The following is a 21,769-nucleotide window of genomic DNA, read 5'->3' as shown; positions in this document are numbered from 1 at the left end:
CAGGAGCAATGCTAATGTCGAAAGAAACTGATAATAAGGAACTGAGCCACAGCGCACCGGCTACAGGTCCTGAATCCGCCAAGCCAGGTCTGGACTCTTTAGCCCCCGCAGATGGTTCGCATCAGCCTTCAGCCGAACCGACGCCGCCAGGTAAACAGCCCACCGCGCCGGGCAGTCTGAAAGCGCCCGCCACGCGTAACGCCAAACTCGATCAGCTGGAGGCGCACCGTAAAGGTGGCGAAAACTTCCCGCTGACCACCAATCAGGGCACGCGCATCGCCAACGATCAAAATTCACTGAAGGCGGGTACGCGCGGTCCGACGCTGTTGGAAGATTTCATCATGCGTGAAAAAATCACGCATTTTGACCATGAACGCATTCCCGAGCGTATCGTGCATGCGCGCGGCTCGGCGGCGCACGGCTATTTTCAGCCCTATCGCGCCATGACTGACGTAACCAAAGCGGATTTTCTGCGCGACCCTGAGCAGGTGACGCCGGTTTTTGTCCGCTTCTCTACGGTTCAGGGCAGCGCCGGTTCGGCCGATACCGTGCGTGATATTCGCGGCTTCGCCACCAAATTTTATACGCAGGAAGGCGTGTTTGATCTGGTCGGCAACAATACGCCGGTGTTCTTTATTCAGGATGCGCACAAATTCCCGGACTTTGTTCATGCGGTGAAACCCGAACCTCATAATGAAATTCCGCAGGGGCAAAGCGCCCATGACACTTTCTGGGATTATGTGTCGCTACAGCCGGAAACGCTGCATAACGTGATGTGGGCGATGTCCGACCGCGGCATTCCGCGTAGCTATCGCACTATGGAAGGCTTTGGCATTCATACGTTCCGCATGATTAATGCCGAAGGCAAAGCGACCTTTGTGCGTTTTCACTGGAAGCCGGTAGCAGGCAAAGCGTCGCTGCTGTGGGATGAGGCGCAAAAGCTGACCGGACGCGATCCTGATTTCCATCGTCGCGATCTGTGGGAAGCGATTGAAGCGGGCGATTACCCGGAATATGAGCTGGGTGTGCAGCTGATCCCGGAAGCGGATGAGTTTAAGTTTGATTTCGATCTGCTGGATGCCACGAAGCTGATTCCTGAAGAGCTGGTGCCGGTTGAGCTGATCGGTAAAATGGTGCTGAACCGCAATCCGGATAACTTTTTTGCCGAAACCGAGCAGGTTGCCTTCCATCCGGGCCATATTGTGCCGGGACTCGATTTTACCAACGATCCGCTGTTGCAGGGCCGCCTTTTTTCCTATACCGATACGCAAATCAGCCGCCTTGGCGGCCCGAATTTCCATGAAATTCCGATTAACCGTCCGGTCTGCCCGTATCATAATTTCCAGCGTCAGGGCATGCATCGCATGGATATCGATACCAACCCTGCGAACTATGAGCCGAACTCCATCAACGATAACTGGCCGCGTGAAACGCCGCCGCAGCCGCGCCGTGGCGGTTTTGAAAGTTACCAGGAGCGCATTGAAGGGCATAAAGTGCGCGAGCGCAGCCCGTCGTTCGGCGAATATTATTCCCAGCCGCGTCTGTTCTGGCTGAGCCAGACGCCGATTGAGCAGCAGCATATTATTGAAGCGTTCTCTTTTGAGCTGGGCAAGGTCGCACGCGCCTATATTCGCGAGCGCGTGGTGGATCATCTGCTGCATATCGATGTTTCGCTGGCGCACGGCGTGGCGCAGAATCTCGGTATCGCGCTGTCGGATGAGAAGCTGCATACCGTGCCGCCGAAAGATGTTAACGGTCTGAGGAAAGATGTCAGCCTGAGCCTGTACGCGATCCCGAACGGTAATATTAAAGGCCGTCAGGTAGCGCTGCTGCTGAGCGACGGCGTAAAAGCCGCCGATGTGCTGGCGATTCTGCAGGAGCTTAAAGCGCATGGCGTTCATGGCAAACTGCTGGCGTCGCATATGGGTCAGGTTCGTGCCGATGATGGCTCAAGCCTGCCGATTGACGGTACCTTTAGCGGCCTGCCTTCGGTGACGGTTGATGCGGTGATTGTGCCGGACGGCAATATTGATGCGCTGCTGTTGAGCGGCGATGCGCGTTATTATTTGCTGGAAGCTTATAAGCATCTGAAGGTGATCGGCCTGAGCGGCGATGCGCGACGTTTTAAAGCGCAGTTCGGCCTCGGCGACGAGGAGCCGGAAGAGGGTCTGGTAGAGGATGTGAAAGCGGAAGGCGTGCTGATGAGCGAGTTTATCGCTTTCCTTGGCGCGCACCGTATTTGGTCGCGTAGTCAGAAGGCGCTTAGCGTGCCGGCGTGATGGTCGTGCGGCGGGCGCTTACCCGCCGCTATTTTGCTGGTTTTGCTGAGATGGCTTCTCGTCTGCTGGGATGGCTCCTTGTCTGCTGGTACGGTTTCTGCTCAGGGAACCCAGGCAGATCGTAAAGACGTAAACAACGTCATCCCTGACAGCTCGGCCCGCGCCATCCCTGGCGCGGGACGCTTTACTCTTCTGCCTGGGTTCCCTTCGCCTTAAATTCGGTGTCGTCTGTGAAAAGAACCTTTCAAATCTGAGGCTCGGGTTCCCTTCCCCTTGCGTTCGGTGTCGTCTGTGAAAAGAACCTTTCAAATCTGAGGCTCGGGTTTCATCCTTCCCCTTACGTTCGGTGTCGTCTGTGAAAAGCACCCTTTAACTTTGAGGCTTAGGTTCCCTACCCCTTACCTCAAGTTCGGTGTCGTTTGTGAAAAGTATCTTCCAACGCTGAGGCTTGGGCTCCCTTCGCCTTAAGTTCGGTGTCGTGTGTGAAAAGAACCCTTTAACTTTGAGGCTTGGGTTGCCACGCGGAAATTCTGTTTACTGAATGCAGCGAACGGGTGTGCGGAGTGATTAAGCGTGAGAGGGTATGTAAATGGTGGTGTGAGAGGCGGCGTATGGTGGGCGTTCGGGGAGCAGAAGCAGCGGAGGCGGCCTTCTCAGGCCGCCTCCGTTAATTTTGGTCAGGTTTTACTGATTAACCTGCGGATCGGTATCGTACTCTTTACAGCTCTGGAAACCGTAGTTCATTACGCGACCGGTATCGTTATAGCTGACGAAATAGGTCTGCGCCTTGCCGTCACGCTCGCCCAGCACATAAGTCTGGCAAGTGCCGCGCGCGTGCGCCATGGTGATTTCCGTAGAGGCCGGGCCCGCAATCTGACGAACCTGGTCACGCGTCATCCCTTTTTTCACATCCTTCACTACAGGCTGAGTCACGAAACTTTCAGCGCGATCGTAAGCGGTACAACCAGACAACACCGCTAAAGCCACTGCAGCACCGATAAATCCTGTGAGTTTTTTCATCTTAATGTTCCTCATTGATTGTCCATGTGAAGTAAGCCTGGAACATAACTGCTGATTTATCAAATTTATGGCGCAGATTTATCGGTTTTCAGCCGATGTCTGATTAACCGGGTGCGTGGTTCGTTGAGTCACGTAATGATTGCAGCGTGAAACCGTGGGGAAAGCGCCGACAAACTCGTATAATCGCGCCGCCTGCGCCCGCTGCCAGGATGCAGCCCGCAGAGGCCTGCGCGATTAATGCTCATCGAGCCACTTATTTTTTGACAGGGAGACCACACCATGACAACCGCTCATCGCAGTCCTGTGGGCTACGCCATAAGCCTTGGCTTACTGGCGGCGCTGGGGCCGCTTTGCATCGATCTTTATCTACCGGCGCTGCCTGACCTGGCGCAGGATCTCAATACGCCAACCGCAACCGCGCAACTAAGCCTGACCGCAGGCCTGCTTGGGCTGGGCTTCGGTCAGCTGCTGTTTGGCCCGCTCAGCGATAAAATGGGCCGCCTGCGGCCGCTCACGCTGTCGCTGATTTTGTTGATTATCGCTTCGGTAGGCTGCGCGCTGGCGCAAAACATCAATCAGCTGCTGCTGGCGCGGCTGTTTGAAGGGCTGGCTGGCGCTGGCGGCGCGGTGCTGTCACGCGCCATCGCCCGCGATATGTATAGCGGCCACGATTTAACGCGCTTTTTCGCCATGCTGATGCTGGTTAACGGTCTCGCGCCGATTGCCGCGCCGGTGATGGGCGGCGCGCTGATGGCGTTCCTCGACTGGCGCGGGCTGTTTATGGTGCTGGCGCTGATCGCCCTGCTGCTGCTAATCATGTCACGCGCTAAGCTGCATGAAACCTTGCCGCCTGAGAATCGTAGCCACGGCTCGCTGCTCTCCGCCTGGGGGGCGTTGGGTAAAGTGGTTACCCATCGTCCCTTTATGGGCTTTTGCCTGACCCAGGGATTTATGATGTCCGGTATGTTCGCCTATATCGGCGCGTCACCGTTTGTGCTGCAGCAGATCTATGGCCTGTCGCCGCAGGCGTTCAGCTTCTGCTTTGCGCTGAACGGCTTGGGGTTGATTATCGCCTCGCAAACCAGCGCCCGCCTCTGCCCATTGTGGGGAGAATATCGCGTGCTGAAAGGCGGCCTGACGCTGGCGTTTGTCGCCTCCGCCACACTGGTGTTAACCGGTGTTAGCGGCGCTGCGCTGCCGCTGGTGCTGGTTGCGCTGTTCTTTAGCGTTGCCAGCAACGGCGTGATCTCGGTTACCGCCGCCTCGCTGGCGATGCAGAGCCAGGGCAAACGGGCGGGCAGCGCCTCGGCGGTGATCGGCGTCACTATGTTTACCCTCGGCGCGATCAGCGTACCGGTTACCGGCCTGGGCGGCACCTCGGTGCTCACCATGACCTTAACCATTTTCGGCTGCTACCTGCTGGCGATCGTGACCTTTCTGCTGCTGGCGAAAAAACCGCAAACTGTCTGAATTAACCGCGCCTGAGTCCTCCTCAGGCGCAAACCCGCTTGTTGTTTTGCCTGATGCACGTTAGCTTTAACCAGATACGCATTCGCAACAAGCCATCAGGCTACTGATTTAAGGAGTGGTTTATGTCACTGCAGCAGGAAATAATTAAGGCGCTGGATGTCAAGCCGACCATCGATGCCCACCAGGAGATCCGTACCAGCGTTGATTTTCTGAAATCCTATCTGAAAGCCCATCCTTTTTTAAAAACCCTGGTGCTGGGCATCAGCGGCGGTCAGGATTCGACGCTCTGCGGTAAATTGAGCCAGCTGGCGATGAGCGAACTGCGCGAAGAAACCGGCGACAGCGAGTACCAGTTTATTGCCGTACGTCTGCCGCATGGCGTGCAAGCAGATGAAAAAGATTGCCTGGATGCGCTCGATTTCATCCAGCCCGATCGTACGCTGGTGGTCAATATCAAAGAGGCGGTGCTGGCCAGCGAGCGTGCGCTGAAAGAGGCAGGCATTAAGCTGAGCGACTTTATGCGCGGCAATGAAAAAGCGCGTGAACGGATGAAAGCGCAATACAGCATCGCCGGAATGACCAAAGGCCTGGTTGTCGGCACTGACCACGCGGCAGAAGCGGTCACCGGTTTCTTCACCAAGTATGGCGACGGCGGCACCGATATTAACCCGCTGCACCGCCTCACCAAAGGCCAGGGCAAAATGCTGCTGAAAGCGTTGGGTTGCCCGCAGCATCTCTATCTGAAACACCCGACGGCGGATCTGGAAGACGATCGTCCGGGCCTGCTGGATGAAGTGGCGCTGGGCGTCAGCTACGGTCAGATTGATGCCTACCTTGAAGGTCAGCAGATCGACGAGTCCGCAGCGAAAATCATTGAGAACTGGTATCAAAAAACCGAGCACAAGCGCCGCCTGCCGGTCACTGTTTTTGACGATTACTGGAAAAAATAAACGCCCCGTGAGCTGGCTGCCGCGTGCGGCCCGCTCGGCCTCCATCGCAGGAAATCTTCGGCGCATACCGAGCAGGCTGCCGCGTGTAGCCCGCTCGCTTTCTCTCTACCTTGCCTTACCTCCTTTCCCGCCGCATTCAGCCTTTTCCTAACATCAGCGTAACGTTGTATAGCGCGCCCGCTTTACCGTTACGCCCAGCAAAACCTGTCCGCTTGTATGTTGAAGTCGTCAGATTAAACTGGCAATAAAGGTGCTGCCGCATGACCGTCCTGTGAGATTTCAAGCCCGTAAGTGGGCTTTTATGCGCAGCATTTTTTCAGCACCAGCCCGAAAAACTGACTGGGTGGTTAACTCCAGCCCGCATTTTGCCAGACCGGGAGAACTGAAATGAACATGAAAGTTGTTGTGGGTATAGACATAGCCAAGAACAGCTTTAACGTGTGTGTCAGTGGATGTTCTGGCACATATCATTTTGATAATTCAGCCAAAGATTTGAAGAGTTGCCAGTTTTGGATAGTTGAAGTTTTAGCGGACGCAGGAATATATGGGGCGGGCGATTTAATATTCGTTCAATGTTATATATGGCTGTACTTTCGGCTGTGCGCTTCAACCCGGAAGTAAAGGCTTTTTGTGAAAAAATTACAACATAAAATATTTTATATATTTTTTAGATAGTTAAATGATATATAAAGACTTAAAAAGCATTATTGCTATACACACTGCAACACACAGCCTCAGTTAACTCATTAGATACCGGTATCCACTTCGGAAAAATCCAGAATCTCCTGTGTGGTTTTCGGGTATGCGTAGACGGGATTCAGGCTGATAACGACTTCTTCCAGCTTTGGCGTGGCGGTTTCCGTGCGGGCTTCGTTTTCACCCCCGCGCTTCACCGCCGCCCCACCGGTTGAGACCAGTTTCTGTAGGCATTACTTTTTGTGGTTTTAACAGTGGAGATCGCACGCATTACAGAATCATCCATAACCCGGCGCATAATTTCTTTATCCAGCTCAGGAATTACCGTATAGCCACCGTCAGCGCCTTCAGCTGTGGAAAGGGCGCGAGTTTCACCGGTCATAATCCAGGTGCGAAGCTCATCACTGGTTAGTGTCTTTCCCTCTGCGGGCTGTCCTGGCTGACGGCGTTCTTCCTCTGCCACCGCCTCAAGGCGGAAAATATCCTTATCGAGGCTTTCAGCACGGGCGCGGTGTTCGTCGAATTGTTTACTCTCTTCAGCGGTCAGGCTGCGCTTCTCAGCGTCGGCTTTTTCCAGCAGGGAGCGCATAGCAGATTTAAGAGCAGATTTTTCCTGGCGAAGTTCAAGCAGTTTTTTCATTGAAGTGGTTTCCATTGGTAGTAAATGAATCGGACGTGAAACCAGCACAGGAGGGAAGGCCATTTAATCTTTTTCTGTGACGGACAAACTGATTAAATGACCTGAGTGGCGGCTCACGTCTGAGTGCCACCAGCCAATATATAAAGGATAATAATAAAAAGACCGCTACAGAAGCGGCCAAAATACCGGAAAACATGAGGACAAGATATTTACAAAATTTCTTTTTATTTCAACTCTATTTATTAATCTGATGAGCTACCGCTTTCACCGAGTGCATGCTCTATTTCGCACAGCCACCAGGACAACGTAGAAGCGGTTTCGCTTACGTGGTCGCATAATTCAACACTGGGTTTAGCCCCCTTGCGCATTTTATCTATGGCTTTCATATAAACATCATCAATCGCCGGGCCGATAAATCTTTTTTCAAAATCCGTCAGCCTTCCTTCTTTTAGTTCTCTATGATATTTCTTGCGCTCAGCAAGGGCATATTCCTTCAGTTCGGTTATCTTGTTGCTGATATTTTTATCCTCCCTGAATCGGGGATGTTGTTTATCCAGTTCCTGCTCTAACCAGTTAATACGCGTTTGAATTTCTTCAAGCCTTTGCATATTTTATTCCTCAGTTGTATAACCACCGACCTGCTTTGGCTGATTCTATAAGCATTTTGACAGTGAGCTGGGCTGGGGGAGAATGATCCGTTTTTAGTCTCTCAGGAAGCAAAAAATTGGGTAAAAAAGGGATACCGACACGGGGATAGTACCTAAACCAGTTGATACCAGAACAGTCCACAGCAAAACGCTCCGAAAACTGCTCCATCATACTAAATACATCTTCAAATACGGTCATTGAATGACCCGATGTCAAATTATCGTCTATACCGAGTTCATGCGCACCCAGTACTTGCCTGACAAACTGTAAAATTTCATTTTCTTTATCATCATTCATACCCGATGCTCCGGCTTAACGATGAGATTAAAGCGCCATATGCTGTTCCGTGTGATCATAATCACATCATACGCAGTAATGATGACACCTAACCACGGCAACCACCGACCAATTAAACCGCCCAGGCTGCTTGTTTTAGCCCACTGCCCGTTTAACATCGTTTTCCAGGTTGGTGATTTCCACTGGCTGTTCAGGCGATGCCTGATAAGAACTCTCATCGCCACAGATAAAGGACTGGTATTTGGGGTTGTCCTTTTTGCGTCCAGCTTTCCACGGGTGGGAACCATCGGGATACCACCAATAATAAGTGCCAGGGAAAAAATGTCGCTTACCCCTAATTGCTTGCGGGCCTCATCCAGCACTATCCAGAACGCCAGTTCTCCGGCACTAAGATTTAGCATTCCATCAAAAAAATATGTTCCGTTAAGCTCTTCTGTTGTGTCCATGTCGTTAAGTCCCTTTTGTTTAATCCTGCTTAATAGTAACGAACAAATATCAAACAATCCAGACCCGCAAAATGTCCTGATTACGATGAGAGTTCGCCAGTGATAATACAGCCTTTAAAAGTTTTTGCATTTTACTGTCTACTCTGTCTACCTGAATGCTTTCAGACCAGTACTGGCGCGGCTTTCAGGCTGGTAGACAGTAATTTCAATACCATCCACCAAGATTAACTTATTAAATATAAAGGGATTTATTAAAAAAACATCCTGTCAGGTAGACAGTGTGCCGATTTAAAAACTTTTATCGCTGTCATCCGGCGAATCAACACCATAAGCACGCGGTAAAAACTCCTCTGCAGCCTCTCCGATCCCCACATTAGTTTGTCTCCTTCCATTAATGGTTCTTGTTAAATACTCCGCTCCGAACTCCCGCGCAGCCGCCGCTATCGCCTTGCCAAAATTAGATACCGCCAGAGGCTTAATGCCATTATATTCTGCAAAAGCCAGGTAAAGATGATAGAGATATTTTTTTGGCTCCAGTTTAATATAGCTTCCTCTCCCCATCATTAATCCTTCTGCTTTGTCCATAAAATACAGCGCGGCGCAATGGATCTGCGGGACAGCGGGCAACAGTGCGGAGTTAACAGAGTCTGGCGACTGATGAAACGAGCCGGAATAAAGGCTCAGGTCGGATACCGAAGCCCGCGGGCACGTAAAGGCGAGGCCAGTATCGTGTCGCTCAACAGGCTCCAGCGACAGTTCAATCCGGATGCTCCGGATGAGCGTTGGGTAACGGACATAACCTGCATCAGGACCCACGAAGGCTGGCTGTATCTTGCCATAGTTGTTGATCTGTTCTCACGCAAAATTATTGGCTGGTCAATGCAATCCCGGATGACAAAGGACATTGTTCTGAACGCATTGCTGATGGCTGTATGGCGACGTAATCCCCAAAAACAGGTGCTGGTTCACTCGGATCAGGGCAGTCAGTTTACAAGGCATGAGTGGCAGTCACTCCTGAAATCACACGGACTGGAGGGCAGCATGAGCCGCCGCGGTAACTGCCACGATAATGCGGTTGCAGAAAGCTTTTTCCAGTTATTGAAACGCGAGCGGATAAAGAAAAAGATCTACGGAACGCGGGAAGAAGCCCGCAGCGATATTTTTGATTACATCGAAATGTTTTATAACAGTAAGCGTCGGCATGGTTCGAGTGATCAGATGCCACCGACGGAATACAAAAATCAATATTACCAACGGCTCGGAAGTGTCTAAATTACCAGTGGCGATTCATAACGGACATTCATCTCCTGTAACCACTGCGCTTATTTTACCGTTACGCGCAGCAAACCCTGTGCGGCAGCGCGTCGGTGGCGATGATAAAAAACGCAATGCGTCGATTTTTCACCCTGTTCAAGCTACGTTTCGGCTGATAGACTGGATATGCAACCAGTAAACGGAGTCACCTGTGGTAAGACGTGCTGCCAGCCACCGCCTGGAATTTGAACCGGCGGCCATTTATGAATATCCCGATCATCTTCGCTCGTTTCTCGCCGAGATTCCCAAATTGCCCGGCGTGTATACCTTTCATGGCGATAGCGACGTGATGCCGCTCTATATCGGCAAAAGCATTAACCTGCGCACGCGGGTGATGTCCCATTTCCGTACGCCAGATGAGGCAAAAATGCTACGTCTGACGCGTCGCCTTAGCTGGATTACTACTGCCGGTGAACTGGGCGCGCTGCTGCTGGAAGCGCAAATGATTAAAAACCAGCAGCCGCTGTTTAACAAACGGCTGCGGCGCAACCGCCAGCTCTGCTCGCTACAGTGGGACGGCGTGACCGTGCCCAATATTGTCTATGCGCGCGATGTCGATTTCTCCGCCTCCCCTAACCTGTTTGGGCTTTACGCCAGCCGCCGCGCGGCGCAGGAAACCCTTAAAAACATCGCCGATGAGCATCAGCTCTGTTACGGCCTGCTGGGGCTGGAAAGCTACAGCAAAAGCCGCGCCTGCTTCCGCGCCAGCCTGAAACGCTGTGCGGGCGCCTGCTGCGGTAAAGAGCTGATTAGCGATCACCACCAGCGTCTGCTGGCTGCGCTGGAGAAAGTGCGCGTGATTTGCTGGCCGTGGCCGGGCGCCGTCGCGCTGGTGGAGGAAGGCCCGCAGGAAACCCAGATGCATATTATCCATAACTGGTTTTACCTCGGTTCCGTCAGTCATCTTGATGAAGCGAAAAATCTCACCAGCCCGCCAAAAGGGTTCGATAATGATGGCTATAAGTACCTTTGTCGGCCGATGCTGAGCGGAAAATATCCGATTATCCCGCTTTAATCCGCTCCCCCGCTTCGCGTGAATTGTGATTTGCGTCTACCTTTTAATCAGTTGTGTCGCGGTTTGTTGGCACTTTACTGATGAAAAGGAGAACGCATGTCTCAACACGATCACAGTAAGTTTTCTCGTCGCCAGGTAGTGGGCGGCCTGATGGGTAGCATGGCGGTAACCGGTATGGCGATGGCGGGCAGCGCCAGCGCGGCAGAAAGCGGTAGCGCTGGTGCGACGCCAAACAATGCGCCGCCGCTGACCGGCAAAAACCCGCTTGATGCTTTCCCCAAGCCCCCTTTTGAACGCCAGCCGCAGGATCCGCCGGGCCTGGCGAGTAAAATGGTGCCACGTCCCGATCATGGTGAAGAGAGCTATCGTGGCAGCGGACGTCTGGCTGGTCGTAAGGCGCTGATTACCGGCGGCGATTCCGGCATTGGCCGTGCGGTGGCGATTGCCTATGCGCGTGAAGGCGCTGACGTAGCAATTAACTATCTGCCGGAAGAAGAGTCGGATGCCAAAGAGGTCATCGAACTGATCAAGGCAGCAGGCCGTAAAGCCGTCGCCATTCCGGGTGATATTACCGATGAGGCTTTTTGTCAGAAGCTGGTTAATGATGCCGCGACGCAGCTGGGCGGGCTGGATATTCTGGTTAACAACGCCGGTCGCCAGCAGTATGTGGAATCGATTACCGAGCTAACCACCGAGTCGTTTGATAAAACCTTTAAAACCAACGTCTACGCGATGTTCTGGATCACCAAAGCGGCGATGGCGCATCTCAAGCCGGGCGCAGCGATTGTCAATACCACGTCGGTACAGGCGGGCAAGCCGAGTCCGATTCTGCTTGACTACGCGCAGACCAAAGCGGCGATTGTCGCCTTTACCAAAGGGCTGGCAAAACAGGTGGCGGAAAAAGGCATTCGGGTCAACGCCGTTGCGCCTGGCCCGTACTGGACGCCGTTACAATCCAGTGGCGGTCAGCCGATGGAGAAAGTGATGTCGTTTGGCGAGGACGCGCCGTTTGGTCGCCCCGGACAGCCGGTGGAGATCGCCCCGCTCTATGTGACGCTGGCTTCGGCGGAGAGCAGTTTTAGCTCAGGTCAGGTCTGGTGTTCTGACGGCGGTACCGGCACCTTCTGATAACAAAACCGCCGACGCTGCCCACGGCGCAAAGCCATGGACAACGTCGGCGGTCTCAGGAATTCTCACGCGTGACGATTATTCGTCAGCGGTCTCGAAAATGCTCCCGCGCGACGATTATTCGTCAGCTGGCGGTGGCGTCATCTTACCGTCGTGCATCGGCTTTGCAGTCAGACGTTTCTCAAAGTTAGCGTTGTACTGCTTCTTCTGCTCTGGCGTCAGCACGTTATACAGTTTGTTTTGCGTTTCCATCATCGCCACGGCGTTTTCTTTCGCGTTGGCGGTCATCTTCTCAGCCTGCGCTTCCGCTTTGCTGCGGTCAAAGCTATCGGCAGCGATAATCGCGTGATTCGCGCGACGCTCTTCCATTGACGGACGCTTCATCTCTTTGCGCGCATCTTTCATGATGTCGTGCATCTGCTGTTTCTGCGCATCGGTCAGGTTCAGATTTTTAAACATTCCCATTGGGCCGTGCATCATCGGACCTTTATGGTGCATCGCTTTTTCGCTGCCCGCCGGTGGTGGCGTCAGGGTATCTGCTGCATGAACAATGCTTGCCGCACCAAAAGCCAGAGCGGAAGCAACAAAAAGAGAGGTGAGTTTACGCATGGTATTGTCCTTACTTATCAGTTTTATGACGACAGCTGATGTCGCTGCTACGGAAATGAGTCTACGACATCAAACGTCAACTACTCAGAGTCTGAGTAAAGCCCTGAAAGCATAGAAGATAAAAATGCAGCGATCCTGGAGAGAATAAGAAGATTAAGGGCAAGAATTGCAAAAGAATATGACATTGTGCGGAAAACAGCGGTAATTGTGGAGAAGTGTAACCCTGGCGACAGAATAGAGGAAAGAAAAAGTTAACGCCGCCCAGGAAAATTCTGTTCCCGCCGCTTTTTTGTGAGCTGCTGCGCAAGCGTTTATACAGATGCCAAAAGATCCACCATTTTCCCGCCTTAACTTTATGCGCCTGAATAATGCCTCGCGTCCCGCCTGTTTTTTATACTGGTGTCGGTTAATTCCAGTTAATGCTGAAAAAAACGTAAAACCCGGTTCTTACTCTGATTCCCCTACTTCTAAGGTTCATGGCATGAAAATAACAAGTATTGAGGTGATACGCCTCAGCCTGCCTTTTGACAGCGATCGTCCGCTGGCCACCGCGCAGGAAACGCCCTGGAACGCCGCTTCGCCGTCACTTAAGAAAATGGAAACGCTGCTGGTGCGTATTGAAACCAGCAGCGGCCTGCAAGGCTGGGGCGAAGCCTTTGGCCATCTTGCCAATCCCGTTACGCAGCAGGCGTTACAGCAGCTGGTGATCCCCTGCTTTCTCGACAAACCGGTGCCGCAAAGCCGTGTCGCGCTGGAAGCGCTGATGGCGGACGCGGAAAAGGCGCTGCATGGCTTTGGCCGTGGCGGCCCGGTGCGCTTTGGCCTGTCAGCCATTGATATTGCGTTGTGGGATCTGCTGGGACAACAGCTGGAGCAGCCGCTGTGGCAGTTGCTGGGGGCAAAGCGCCAGCAAATTAGCCTCTATGCCAGCCTGGTTAGCTATAACAACCAGCCGGAAGAGGTCGCCCGTCAGGTCACCCGTGCCTGGCAGGCGGGTTTCCGCACGCTGAAGCTGCATGAAACTGAGTATGCCGCCATCGCCGCCGCCCGCGCCGCTCTGCCGCCGGAAGCGACGCTGATGGTGGACGTCAATTGCCCGTGGACGGTAGCGGAAGCCAGCCTGCGCGCCCGTCAACTGGCGGAGCTGAAGCTGGGCTGGCTGGAAGAGCCGGTCTGGCCGCCGGACGATGCGCATGGCCTGGCGACGGTGCGCAGTGCGGGAACGCCGATTGCCGCAGGGGAAAATGCCGGCGGCGAGTGGGGCTTCACCGCGCTGTTCGACAGCGGCGCAATTGACGTAGCGCAGCCCAGCGTGGCGAAAGTGGGCGGCATCAGCGCGCTGTTGCGCGTCGTGGCGCAGGCGGCAACGCATCAGGTCAAAGTGGTGCCGCACTGCTTCTATTACGGGGCCGGGCTGCCGGCGACGGCGCATATCGTGGCCGCGTTGCCCGACGATATTCAACTGGAAGTGCCGTTTATCCGCTTCACCTCGCTGCTTTATCCTCAGTTAGCTTTTGCCCCAACCCTGACCCTGCCGGATACGCCGGGGCTGGGCTTTGCGCCCGATGCGCAGGTGATGCAACAGCACACCATCGACCATATTCAGGTAAACATGGAAGGAACCCGTTATGTTTAAAAATTATCGTAGCCTTGTCGCCCTGCTGCTGTTTTCTGCCGGAATGTTGAACTATCTCGACCGGGCCGCCCTCTCGGTGATGGCGCCGCTGGTGAAACAGGATCTGCATATTGATGATGCGCAGATGGGCATCCTGTTTAGCTGCTTTTTTATCGGCTATTGCCTGTTCTGCTTTTTAGGCGGCTGGGCTGCCGATCGCTTTGGCCCACGGCGGGTATTTGCCTGGGCGGCGGGGATCTGGTCGCTGTTTTGCGGCGCCACCGCGCTGGCGGGAAATTTCACCCATTTGCTGATTATGCGCGTGCTGTTTGGCATCGGCGAAGGCCCGATGGGCACCACCACCAATAAATCGATCTCGAACTGGTTTCCGCGTAAGGAAACCGGCCGCGCCGTCGGCTTCACCAATGCCGGACAGCCGCTGGGCGCAGCGGTTGCCGCGCCGATTGTCGGTCTGGTCGGTCTGCATTTTGGCTGGCGCATCTCGTTCGTGGCGATTGCCCTGCTGGGCTTTGTCTGGCTGGCGTTCTGGCTGTGGCTATTCCGCGATAAGCCGGAAGAGCATCCGCGCGTCACCGAACAGGAGCGCCAGCTGATTACTACCCAACGCCCCGCTACCCGCAATGCAGAAGCGGGCGCGCGTCCCGCAGGCATCTGGCGCTATGTCTTTTCGCTGCCGGTATTGGGCGTCGCCGCCGCGTTCTTCTGCTTTAACTATATCCAGTTCTTCTTTCTGTCGTGGCTGCCCAGCTACCTGACCGATTATCAGCACCTGGATATTAAAAGTATGAGCCTGATCGGCGTGCTGCCCTGGCTGGGGGCAACGGCAGGATTTATTGGCGGCGGGCTGATTTCGGATGCCATCTATCGGCGCACCGGTAATTTCCTGCTGTCGCGTAAGCTGGTAATTTTCGCCGGGCTGGCGGTGGCGGCGGTTAGCGTGATGCTCACCGCCTGGGCGGAAAACGTGATCTTCGCCGTTGCGCTGATTACGCTTGCCAGCGTGTTCGCCTACATGACGCCGCAGGCATGCTGGTCGCTGCTACAGGATATTGTTCCGGCAGATCGTATCGGCACCGCTGGCGGCTTTGTGCATCTGCTGGCGAACCTGGCGGGGATTCTTTCTCCGGCGATTACCGGTTTTCTGATCCAGTACGGCGGAGGCTACGCTTCGGCGTTCCTGCTGGCGAGCGCGCTGGCGCTGACCGGCATCGTGTTGCTGGCGCTGTTTGTACGTCAGCGCAGCGTTATCAGGCTGCGTGCTCTGGCGTAGCCGATTAAAACCTTATCAGGCTGCGCGCACCGGCGTAGCCGATATGCTGGCCCGGCATCGTTGGGTTAGTCGCTTCCTTCTGGCCCGGCATCACCGGGCCTTTGCTTATTTCACCGGCTCCGCCGCATCATTGCTCAACGCTGCATTGTGCGCATTATCCTCCACCAGCATCAGCCCGGCACGCAGCCCAGGCGCGACGTCCGGATTAGGAAACAGCACATACTCACGCGCCTGCTGCACGAAATAGCGCGTCTCGCCATCTTCCGCCAGCAGCATGCCTTGCGGAAAAGCGGTGAAGTTCAGCGTTTCCCGGCTCATATGCAGCTGAAAATATTCGCTGTTGCGCGTAATCTGCTGCGTAACCCGATAGCGACGCGGCATTGCGGCAATCGGCGGCAGCGCGTCACCCGAAACCAGCGCCGCCAGCGCCTGCGCCGCCGCCTGAAACTGCGTCAGATCGTTGTGCCCAAACGGCAACGCCTTACCCAGCTCCAGCGTACAGCTGGCGGCCTGGAAGTGTTCGCTACTGTAATGGGTAAAGGTGCCGCCCGGCGCGCGATGGAACACCAGCGCTTCCAGCCCCGCCGCCGCCAGCCACTGCATAAAATCATCAGGCCAGGGACGCGAGCTAAACGGCATCACGCCGAAGCGCGTATGGTACGAGCCGCGAATAGCGGTATGCAGATCGAGATGCCAGCGCGTTTCCTGATGCGTGCCGACCTGCCAGAAGGTTTCCAGCGCCTGTTCCAGACGCAACGCGCGTTGCGCCTCCGGGCAGTTTTCAAATTGCTGCCAGCGACCGCCAAACAGCCGGTTCAAATCACAGCGCAGATAGCGTTTATTGGCGCGCAGCGCAGGCGGATTGCCGAACAGTACCAGCAACCTTACCGCCAGCGGCAGCTCGCCCTGCAGCAAACGGGTAATTAATGCGTTAAGCATCTCGACCGGCGCGGTTTCATTACCATGAATACCAGCGGAAATAGCCACGGCCTGCTGCGTCGGCGTCGGCGGCGTCAGTTCAAGAATCCCCTCATCCAGCCACTGCCAGCGCAGATGCGGCGAGCTACCGCTGGTGACGCCCGGCGCGTTGCCGGAAAGCGTTTGCTGTAAAAAATCCTGCATGACATCTCCTGTTACGCGGGAAACCCACAGCGCGAAACGATCGCGTCACCGGGGTTTTACTCCTGCTGGAATGAATAAACATTTCCTAAGTCTAGCAAACGCGTCAGCTCATCCAGGGCAACACGCCCTTCAATCAGTAACTGCGGATCGGCCAAATCGGCCTGGGTCAGCCGATCGCGGTAATGGCGATCGACCCATTGGTTAAGCGTGGCAAACAGGGTGTCATTCATCATCACCGCCGGGTTCACCGCCTGCTGTTCTGTTGGGTTAAGCGCCACGCGCAGGCGCAAACAGGCCGGGCCGCCGCCGTTGTTCATGCTTTCACGCAGGTCAAACACCTTCAGCTCACGAATGGGTCCGCCGCTCTCTACCAGCTCGGTTAAATAGCGCCAGACGCCATGATGCTCACGTGCCTCCTGCGGCAAGACCAGCAGCATAGTACCATCTTCGCGACTGAGTAGCTGACTGTTAAACAGATAGGTTGCCACCGCCTCCGCCACCGACACGCGGTTTTCCGGTACCACGATCGGCGTAAAGCCTGGCACCCGTTCGCTTAAGTCATTCAGCAATTTATCCTGATGCAGAAACGCCAGCTGATGACAGAACAGCACCCGCTGATTGCTGACAGCAATCACATCGTTATGGAAAACGCCCTGATCGATCACCGCTGGGTTCTGCTGGGCAAACAGCGTGCGCGCCGGGTCAAGCTGATGCAGCCTGGCCACCGCCTCGCTGGCCTCGCGCGTCTGACGCGCCGGATAGCGCGCGGGCACCAGTCCGCCATGCGTCTCTTCGCGGCCATAAACAAATAGCTGTACGCCCGGCTCGCCGTAGTCGCCGCCAAAACGATTATGGTTCGCTGCGCCCTCATCGCCCAGCAGCGCCACCTGCGGCAGCGCGTGATGATGGGCGAAATAGCGCTCGTCGCGGAAAATGGCACGCAGCAGCGCGCCGGTGGTGGGCGCTTCAATGGCGCGGTGAAATTTATTATTCAGGTTCGCCACGGTGAAATGCGTTTTGCCGTCGGCGCTGTCGGCGGAAGGCGAAACCGTCGCGGCATTGGCTACCCACATCGCCGAAGCGGAACTCACGCCTGAAAGCAGCTGCGGCGCCTGACGAGCCGCTTTCGCCAGCACCTGCGCATCGCTACCGCTAAAGCCAAGCTGACGCAGCAGCAACAGATGCGGCCGCTCGTGCGGCGGGATCACGCCCTGGGCAAAACCGGCATCCGCCAGCGCCTTCATTTTCAGCAGCCCCTGCTGCGCCGCCAGCTTAGGATTGGAAACCTGATGCTGATGGCGCGTCGAAGCCTCATTACCAAAAGAAAGGCCCGCATAGTGGTGCGTTAACCCCACCAGGCCATCAAAATTCACTTCTCTGGCTTTCATCGGTCTGTCTCCGCCTGGCTGAAGTCAAGGCCCGGCGACAGCGTCGCAGGCAGGGTCAGTTCGGGCGTCTCCAGCGAGGCCAGCGGCCAGGCGCAGTAGTCGGCTGCGTACCAGGCGCTGGCGCGGTGGTTGCCGGATGCGCCAATGCCGCCAAACGGCGCGGTGCTGGCGGCGCCGGTCAGCGGCTTATTCCAGTTAACAATGCCCGCGCGCGCCTCAAGCAGCAGCTGGTCAAACTGTTCCCGCTGCGGTGAAATCAGCCCGCACGACAGGCCATAGCGGGTGGCATTCGCCAGCGCGATCGCCTGCTCAAAGCTGTCGTAACGCACCACCGCCAGCAGCGGCCCGAACACCTCTTCATCCGCAATATTCTTCACCCCGGTGAGATCGATAATGCCGGGCGTCAACAGCGCGCTGTCGCGAGCGGGCCAGCGCATTTTCAGCAGCACCTTGCCGCCTGCGGTAATGCGTTTTTGCCACTCCTGATAGATATGTTCAGCCGCCTGCGGCGAAATCACGCTGCCCATAAAGGGCTGCGGCTCATCGTCCCAGCGCCCAATGCGCAGCCGCTGCGTGACCTCCACCAGCCGCTGCAAAAAGGCATCGCCCTGCGCGCCGCGCTTCACCAGCAGCCGACGCGCACAGGTACAGCGCTGCCCGGCGGTAATAAAGGCGGATTGCACGGCGATATGCACCGCCGCATCAGTATCCGTCACCTCTTCCACGATCAGCGCATTATTACCGCCCATCTCCAGCGCCAGCATTTTTTCCGGCTGTCCGGCAAACTGCCGATGCAGCTGATAACCGGTGTTGGCGCTGCCGGTAAACAGCACGCCATCGATCTGCGGCTGCTGCGCCAGCGCCTGGCCTACAGCGCGCGCGCCCTGCAGCAGATTCAGCACCCCCGGCGGAATGCCCGCTTCCAGCCACAGACGCAGGGTCTTTTCGGCGGTCAGTGGCGTCAGCTCGCTGGGTTTAAACACCACGCTGTTACCCGCCAGCAAAGCAGGCACAATATGACCGTTCGGCAGATGGCCGGGGAAATTGTATGGACCAAATACCGCCAGCACGCCGTGCGGACGATGGCGCAGCGCGCTCTCCGCCTGCTGATGGCTGCCGGTGCGCTCATGATAGGCTTTAACCGAGATGGCGACTTTGTTGATCATCGCCTGCACTTCGGTCAGCGCCTCCCAGCGCGGCTTGCCGGTTTCGCGGGCGATGGTGGCAGCCAGATCGTTTTTATGCTGTTCCAGCTGCGCGGCAAAATTTTCTACTATTGCCTGGCGCGCCGCAAACGGCTGACGCGCCCAGGCGGGAAACGCCTCGCGCGCCGCAGCGCAGGCGGCGGCCACCTGCTGCTCATCGGCTTCGTTGCCGTGCCACAGCGGCGCGCCGTCAACCGGATCGTTTTTGCTCAGGCTTTCACCCTGGCCGCTCAGCCACTCGCCATTGATACAGTGCGTCATGCTTTTTTCTCCTCGCTACAAAGTGGCACCGCCCGCAGGGTATCGCCGGGCTGACAGCGTAAAATGTCGGCGGCGGCGGCCGACACTGTTATCCGTCCGCTGTGCGGATCGGCGGGCAGCAGCAGCACGCGATAATGGTGATAATTGTCGTTGCTGACCAGACAAAGCGGCAGCGATGGGTCGCTGGCCTCTTCCGGCGCGATCGCTTCGACGCGCAGCAAACGGCTTTTGCGCACCGCGCGGATCTGCTCAATATCGCACTCCAGCGTCGGGCCGCCGTCAAAGATATCGACATAGTTTTGATAGCGGAAACCTTCCGCCTCCAGCACCGCGCGGGCGGGCGCGGTTTGCGGGTGTACCTGGCCAATAACCGCCTGCGCTTCCGCTGACAGGTAGTGAACATACAGCGGATGCTTGGGCATCAGTTCGGCGATAAAGGCTTTCTGCCCGGTGCCGCTGAGGAAATCCGCCTGGGTAAAGTCCATTGAGAAAAAGTGACTGCCCACGCTTTCCCAGAACGGCGATCGCCCCTGTTCATCGCTGACGCCGCGCATCTCCGCCACCACTTTTTCCATAAAGCGATCGCGGAATGCGGCAATAAACAAGAAGCGTGATTTTGACAGCAGATAACCGTTTTTGCCGTCGCGGCGCGCAGGATCGAGAAACAGCGTACAGAGTTCGCTGCTGCCGGTATGATCGTTGCACAGCGAGAGCGTGGCGAGGTTGTTATAAACCTCCAGCTCTTTTGAAGCGTGAACCTGGGTGCCGACGCGGAAGTTATACCAGGGATCCTGTAATCCCACCGCCACCTCAATCGCGCAGATGCCGCAGGCCTGATGGGTTTCGCTGTCCGCCAGCACAAACACATAGCCCTGCTCGGCACGCGGCAGCGTATCCTGCCAGGTCTGAATCGAACGCTCAATGCGCGCCGCCAGCGTTTTGCTGTCGGCAGGCAGCGAGGTCAGGCCGCCGCCGGTTTTACCCGCCAGCGCCATGAGCTGCGGCAGATCGTCGCGCTCTACGGGGCGAATATACATCATCACGACGCTCCTTTAATGACCGATGCGCAGGCGCGTTCAAAGCGAGCCAGCCCCTCCTGCACATCCTGTTCGCTAATGATCAGCGACGGCGCAAAGCGCATCACATTGGCACCGGCAATCAGCACCATCACGCCCTGTTCCGCCGCCGCCAGGCTGAACTGTTTCGCCTGGCCGCTGAAATCTTCATTTAATACGCAGCCAATCAGCAGGCCGAGACCGCGAATCTCTTTAAACAGATGCAGCCGCTGGTTAATGGCGTTCAGTCCCTCAACAAACCACTGATGACGCTGCTGCACGCCCGCCAAAACCTCAGGACGATTGATCAGCTCCAGCACTTTGCCGCCTACCGCGCCCGCCAGCGGGTTGCCGCCATAGGTGGTGCCGTGACTGCCGACATTCAGCGTCGCGCCCAGTTTTTCCGTGGTCAGCATCGCGCCGATCGGGAAACCGCCGCCCAGCGCCTTGGCGGTGCTCAGCACGTCCGGCGTGACGCCGTAGTGCATATAGGCATAAAGCGAACCGGTACGCCCCACGCCGCTCTGTACTTCATCAAAAATCAGCAGCGCGTGATGGCGATCGCACAGTTCACGCAGCCCGCGCAGGAAAGCGGCATCGGCTGGCAGCACGCCGCCCTCGCCCTGAATCGGCTCGACGATGATCGCCGCGGTCTGGTCATTAATCAGACGCGCTACCGAATCAAGATCGTTAAACACCGCATGTTCAATGCCGCCCGGCAGCGGCGCGAAATCTCTGGAATAGGCGGGCTGACCGCCTGCTGAAACGGTAAACAGCGTGCGGCCATGAAACGCATTGTTAAAAGCGATGATGCCGCTTTTCTCCGGGCCAAAACGGTCATGGGCATATTTACGCGCCAGCTTCAGCGCCGCTTCGTTCGCCTCAGCGCCGGAGTTACAGAAGAAAACCCGCTCGGCAAAGGTGGCATCAATCAGCTGTTTCGCCAGGCGCAGGATCGGCGCATTGGTGTAGCCGTTGCCGGTATGCCAGAGTTTGGCCGCCTGCTGCATCAGCGCCTGCTGAAGTTCAGGATGGGCATGGCCCAGCGCATTCACGGCGATGCCACCGGCAAAATCGATATAATCCTTGCCGTTTTGATCCCACAGCATGGAGCCTTCCGCCCGATCCGGCACAAAGCTGGCAGGTGAATAAGCGGGAACCATCCAGCGATCGAAATCCTGACGAGAAACTGACTGTTGCATAGCGGCCTCATCGCATCACCCGGCGGGTGAATCAAAAGTTTAAATTATGTTAATGAAATGATTCATTGCAGCTCTACTCTAGATTGCATGCTCTGTGCCAGCCAGCGTTTAAAGTGCA

The 21,769-nt window shown here is 55.9% G+C and carries 18 protein-coding genes and 2 pseudogenes; 8 read left to right on the top strand and 12 right to left on the bottom strand.

Annotated elements, in window-relative coordinates:
- The first annotated feature begins 14 nt into the window (after positions 1-14).
- Complete coding sequence (katE, locus tag J2X14_RS03270) at positions 15-2,279, top strand: catalase HPII (protein ID WP_352409769.1); 2,265 nt, start codon at positions 15-17, stop codon at positions 2,277-2,279.
- 684 nt (positions 2,280-2,963) lie between these two features.
- Here katE and osmE read toward each other — a convergent pair.
- A complete protein-coding gene (gene osmE / locus J2X14_RS03265; protein WP_352409768.1) occupies positions 2,964-3,299 on the bottom strand; it encodes an osmotically-inducible lipoprotein OsmE in 336 nt (111 codons plus the stop codon).
- Between the two features lie 279 nt (positions 3,300-3,578).
- Between osmE and J2X14_RS03260 the strand changes: the two genes are divergently transcribed.
- A complete protein-coding gene (locus J2X14_RS03260; protein ID WP_352409767.1) occupies positions 3,579-4,769 on the top strand; it encodes a multidrug effflux MFS transporter in 1,191 nt (396 codons plus the stop codon).
- Positions 4,770-4,891: 122 nt separating this feature from the next.
- Positions 4,892-5,719 (top strand): NAD(+) synthase, encoded by an 828-nt coding sequence (gene nadE / locus J2X14_RS03255; RefSeq protein ID WP_352409766.1) that lies wholly within the window; start codon positions 4,892-4,894, stop codon positions 5,717-5,719.
- Positions 5,720-6,477: 758 nt separating this feature from the next.
- Here nadE and J2X14_RS03245 read toward each other — a convergent pair.
- The 5 genes and pseudogenes from J2X14_RS03245 to J2X14_RS03225 all read right to left on the bottom strand — a co-directional run.
- Positions 6,478-7,055 (bottom strand): annotated as a pseudogene (locus J2X14_RS03245) (phage major capsid protein); the annotation flags it as partial.
- Between the two features lie 242 nt (positions 7,056-7,297).
- A complete protein-coding gene (locus J2X14_RS03240; RefSeq protein WP_352409765.1) occupies positions 7,298-7,663 on the bottom strand; it encodes a hypothetical protein in 366 nt (121 codons plus the stop codon).
- Positions 7,664-7,673: 10 nt separating this feature from the next.
- Positions 7,674-8,000 (bottom strand): DUF1493 family protein, encoded by a 327-nt coding sequence (locus J2X14_RS03235; RefSeq protein ID WP_352409764.1) that lies wholly within the window; start codon positions 7,998-8,000, stop codon positions 7,674-7,676.
- A complete protein-coding gene (locus J2X14_RS03230) occupies positions 7,997-8,446 on the bottom strand; it encodes an STM2901 family protein (RefSeq protein WP_352409763.1) in 450 nt (149 codons plus the stop codon). Before J2X14_RS03230 ends, J2X14_RS03235 begins: the two co-directional genes overlap by 4 nt.
- A 288-nt stretch (positions 8,447-8,734) precedes the next feature.
- Entirely contained in the window at positions 8,735-9,031 is a 297-nt protein-coding gene (locus J2X14_RS03225) for a primase-like DNA-binding domain-containing protein (protein WP_352409762.1), read from the bottom strand.
- Positions 9,032-9,052: 21 nt separating this feature from the next.
- On the opposite strand from J2X14_RS03225, the pseudogene J2X14_RS03220 reads away from it, so the two are divergent.
- The 3 genes and pseudogenes from J2X14_RS03220 to J2X14_RS03210 all read left to right on the top strand — a co-directional run.
- Positions 9,053-9,718: pseudogene (locus tag J2X14_RS03220) on the top strand (IS3 family transposase); the annotation flags it as partial.
- 193 nt (positions 9,719-9,911) lie between these two features.
- Positions 9,912-10,775, top strand: a complete 864-nt coding sequence (gene cho / locus J2X14_RS03215; protein ID WP_352409761.1) for an excinuclease Cho — start codon at positions 9,912-9,914, stop codon at positions 10,773-10,775.
- Between the two features lie 96 nt (positions 10,776-10,871).
- Positions 10,872-11,903 (top strand): SDR family oxidoreductase, encoded by a 1,032-nt coding sequence (locus J2X14_RS03210; RefSeq protein WP_352409760.1) that lies wholly within the window; start codon positions 10,872-10,874, stop codon positions 11,901-11,903.
- A 117-nt stretch (positions 11,904-12,020) separates the two neighbouring features.
- On the opposite strand, the gene spy is transcribed toward J2X14_RS03210, so the two are convergent.
- Entirely contained in the window at positions 12,021-12,512 is a 492-nt protein-coding gene (gene spy / locus J2X14_RS03205) for an ATP-independent periplasmic protein-refolding chaperone Spy (RefSeq protein WP_352409759.1), read from the bottom strand.
- A 481-nt stretch (positions 12,513-12,993) separates the two neighbouring features.
- Here spy and J2X14_RS03200 point away from each other — a divergent pair, with 481 nt between their 5' ends.
- Positions 12,994-14,148 carry a mandelate racemase/muconate lactonizing enzyme family protein gene (locus tag J2X14_RS03200; protein ID WP_352409758.1) on the top strand — a complete coding sequence of 385 codons (1,155 nt, stop codon included), beginning with the start codon at positions 12,994-12,996 and terminating at the stop codon, positions 14,146-14,148.
- Positions 14,141-15,418 carry an MFS transporter gene (locus tag J2X14_RS03195; protein ID WP_352409757.1) on the top strand — a complete coding sequence of 426 codons (1,278 nt, stop codon included), beginning with the start codon at positions 14,141-14,143 and terminating at the stop codon, positions 15,416-15,418. Before J2X14_RS03200 ends, J2X14_RS03195 begins: the two co-directional genes overlap by 8 nt.
- 105 nt (positions 15,419-15,523) lie before the next feature.
- On the opposite strand, the gene astE is transcribed toward J2X14_RS03195, so the two are convergent.
- The 5 genes from astE to J2X14_RS03170 are packed head-to-tail and all read right to left on the bottom strand — an operon-like array spanning position 15,524 to position 21,651.
- Positions 15,524-16,540 carry a succinylglutamate desuccinylase gene (gene astE, locus J2X14_RS03190; RefSeq protein ID WP_352409756.1) on the bottom strand — a complete coding sequence of 339 codons (1,017 nt, stop codon included), beginning with the start codon at positions 16,538-16,540 and terminating at the stop codon, positions 15,524-15,526.
- A gap of 56 nt (positions 16,541-16,596) precedes the next feature.
- On the bottom strand, positions 16,597-17,928 hold the full coding sequence (astB, locus tag J2X14_RS03185; RefSeq protein ID WP_352409755.1) for an N-succinylarginine dihydrolase: 1,332 nt from the start codon (positions 17,926-17,928) through the stop codon (positions 16,597-16,599).
- Entirely contained in the window at positions 17,925-19,394 is a 1,470-nt protein-coding gene (gene astD, locus J2X14_RS03180) for a succinylglutamate-semialdehyde dehydrogenase (protein WP_352409754.1), read from the bottom strand. Before astD ends, astB begins: the two co-directional genes overlap by 4 nt.
- A complete protein-coding gene (gene astA, locus J2X14_RS03175) occupies positions 19,391-20,434 on the bottom strand; it encodes an arginine N-succinyltransferase (RefSeq protein WP_352409753.1) in 1,044 nt (347 codons plus the stop codon). Before astA ends, astD begins: the two co-directional genes overlap by 4 nt.
- Complete coding sequence (locus J2X14_RS03170; RefSeq protein WP_352409752.1) at positions 20,434-21,651, bottom strand: aspartate aminotransferase family protein; 1,218 nt, start codon at positions 21,649-21,651, stop codon at positions 20,434-20,436. The genes astA and J2X14_RS03170 overlap by 1 nt, the downstream gene beginning before the upstream one ends.
- Between the last annotated feature and the right edge of the window lie 118 nt (positions 21,652-21,769).

It is taken from the genome of Mixta sp. BE291 (genome assembly GCF_031457955.1).
Lineage (GTDB): Bacteria > Pseudomonadota > Gammaproteobacteria > Enterobacterales > Enterobacteriaceae > Mixta.
This window is presented reverse-complemented; position numbering and strand designations above follow the sequence as displayed.

Coding starts and splice junctions, on each gene's coding strand:
- katE (WP_352409769.1), top strand. CDS start 15: ATGTCGAAAGAAACTGATAATAAGGAACTGAGCCACAGCGCACCGGCT.
- osmE (WP_352409768.1), bottom strand. CDS start 3,299: ATGAAAAAACTCACAGGATTTATCGGTGCTGCAGTGGCTTTAGCGGTG.
- J2X14_RS03260 (WP_352409767.1), top strand. CDS start 3,579: ATGACAACCGCTCATCGCAGTCCTGTGGGCTACGCCATAAGCCTTGGC.
- nadE (WP_352409766.1), top strand. CDS start 4,892: ATGTCACTGCAGCAGGAAATAATTAAGGCGCTGGATGTCAAGCCGACC.
- J2X14_RS03240 (WP_352409765.1), bottom strand. CDS start 7,663: ATGCAAAGGCTTGAAGAAATTCAAACGCGTATTAACTGGTTAGAGCAG.
- J2X14_RS03235 (WP_352409764.1), bottom strand. CDS start 8,000: ATGAATGATGATAAAGAAAATGAAATTTTACAGTTTGTCAGGCAAGTA.
- J2X14_RS03230 (WP_352409763.1), bottom strand. CDS start 8,446: ATGGACACAACAGAAGAGCTTAACGGAACATATTTTTTTGATGGAATG.
- J2X14_RS03225 (WP_352409762.1), bottom strand. CDS start 9,031: ATGGACAAAGCAGAAGGATTAATGATGGGGAGAGGAAGCTATATTAAA.
- J2X14_RS03210 (WP_352409760.1), top strand. CDS start 10,872: ATGTCTCAACACGATCACAGTAAGTTTTCTCGTCGCCAGGTAGTGGGC.
- spy (WP_352409759.1), bottom strand. CDS start 12,512: ATGCGTAAACTCACCTCTCTTTTTGTTGCTTCCGCTCTGGCTTTTGGT.
- J2X14_RS03200 (WP_352409758.1), top strand. CDS start 12,994: ATGAAAATAACAAGTATTGAGGTGATACGCCTCAGCCTGCCTTTTGAC.
- J2X14_RS03195 (WP_352409757.1), top strand. CDS start 14,141: ATGTTTAAAAATTATCGTAGCCTTGTCGCCCTGCTGCTGTTTTCTGCC.
- astE (WP_352409756.1), bottom strand. CDS start 16,540: ATGCAGGATTTTTTACAGCAAACGCTTTCCGGCAACGCGCCGGGCGTC.
- astB (WP_352409755.1), bottom strand. CDS start 17,928: ATGAAAGCCAGAGAAGTGAATTTTGATGGCCTGGTGGGGTTAACGCAC.
- astD (WP_352409754.1), bottom strand. CDS start 19,394: ATGACGCACTGTATCAATGGCGAGTGGCTGAGCGGCCAGGGTGAAAGC.
- astA (WP_352409753.1), bottom strand. CDS start 20,434: ATGATGTATATTCGCCCCGTAGAGCGCGACGATCTGCCGCAGCTCATG.
- J2X14_RS03170 (WP_352409752.1), bottom strand. CDS start 21,651: ATGCAACAGTCAGTTTCTCGTCAGGATTTCGATCGCTGGATGGTTCCC.